This is a genomic window from Nostoc sp., from assembly GCF_036917415.1.
In the GTDB taxonomy this organism is placed as follows: Bacteria; Cyanobacteriota; Cyanobacteriia; order Cyanobacteriales; family Nostocaceae; genus Nostoc.
Window position 1 is genome coordinate 1 of record NZ_JBALDJ010000043.1, and the last position, 1836, is coordinate 1836.

Consider the following 1836-nt stretch of genomic DNA (forward strand, 5'->3'; position numbering starts at 1 on the left):
CGCTCTACACAAATCCCTACCAATACCTCTGGTTTTACCCCCAGTTGTTGCAGGTAATGCGCCAATTGATTTGCTCTAGTATTGAGTTCCCAATAAGTCAACTGTTCATCTTCAAACACCACTGCTACAGCATCAGGTGTGTGTTCTACTTGCGCCTCGAACAACTGATGAATGCATTGTTGTTGAGGATATTCAACTGCTGTATCATTCCACTGTTGGAGTAATTGGTGTTTCTCAATTTCTGTTAGCAGTGGTAACTCTGACAAACACTGCTGTGGATTTGTGACAATTCCTTCGAGCAATGTTTGCAAATGAGCCGCCATTCTTTGGATGAAAGTTTCCGCAAATAAATCAATATTGTATTCTAGACTTGCAACTAATCCTGACTCGGTTTCACTCATGTAAAGAGTTAAATCAAACTTGGCACTATAACTATCACTTTCCACAGGAGTCAAAGTCAAACCAGGCAACTCCAAGGCAGACATTGGTGCATTCTGAAGCACAAACATCACTTGAAATAGTGGTGTATGGCTTAAAGAACGCTGTGGTTGCAGTTGTTCAACTAACAACTCAAACGGTAAATCTTGATGAGTGTATGCTCCCAATGCGACTTCCCGCACTCGTTTGAGTAGCTCCTCAAAGCTAGGATTACCTGCCAAGTTAGTTCTCAACACCAAAGTATTCACAAAAAATCCAATTAACCCTTCTATCTCGGCTCGATTCCGGTTAGCAATCGGTGAACCAACTACAATATCTTCTTGCCCTGTGTAACGCCATAGCAGTGTTTGGAAAGCTGCTAACAGGGTCATAAATAAAGTACTCCCCTGCTGCTGACTTAATTTATTCAGAGCTACAGAGAGTTCATCTGAGAAATTAAATGAGTAAGTTGCACCTCGGAATGTCTGAATTGCTGCTCTGGGATAATCAGTGGGTAACTCTAATACTTTGGGTGCATCTTTTAACTGCTTGAGCCAATAAGATAGTTGAGTTTCCAGTACTTCTGCTTGCAGCCATTGTCGTTGCCAAGCTGCGAAATCTACGTACTGTATTGGTAGTTCAGGTAATGGTGAGGGTTGTTCATTACAGAAGGCTGGATAAAGTGTTGCCAACTCTTGCACTAGTACGCCGATTGACCAGCCATCAGAAGCAATGTGGTGCATCGTCAGTAGTACAATGTGTTCTTCTGCATCCAGATGTAAGAGTTTGACTCTCAGTAGATAATCCTTGCTGATGTCAAAGGGTTGTTGTGCGAATTGTCCAGCCTGTTGCCTGATTTCAACTTCTTGTTGAGCTAAAGGGAGTTCGCTAATATCGATTGTTGCTAATCTTAAAGGCTTTGTTTGCCCTGTCACAGCTACTGCTTGCCCTTCAACTGTCTGGAAGTTGGTTCTCAATACTTCGTGGCGGCGCAGAATTTCGTTGAAAGTTTGTTGCAGTGCCTTGAGATTTAATTCTCCTTTCAAGCGAACAGCCGTAGGTATGTTGTAAAAGGGACTGTCTGGCTCTAATTGAGCTAGGAACCATAACCTCTGTTGAGCAAATGATAGCGGTAATTGTAGCGATCGCTCAATTGGCTCAATCTTTGTTGTTTCAATTCCTAAGCCTGCTTTGTTGGCTGTTTCAATTTCTTTGGCTAACAGGGCGATTGTTGGTTTTTCAAATAAATCACGTAAAGGCAGTTCTAGTTGAAATACTTGCCGAATTTGGGACATCACGCGAGTAGCGATTAAGGAATGCCCTCCCAAAGTAAAGAAATTATTATTAATACCTACTTTTTCAATTCCTAGTATTTCTGCCCAAATTCCTGCTAACAAATTCTCGATTGGTGTGCTTGGC

At 42.0% G+C, this 1836-nt stretch carries 1 protein-coding gene; it reads right to left on the reverse strand.

The genetic code is table 11. The features are described from left to right. The coding region (locus V7K41_RS07380; protein WP_334846855.1) for a condensation domain-containing protein at positions 1–1836 on the reverse strand (1836 nt) is incomplete at both ends.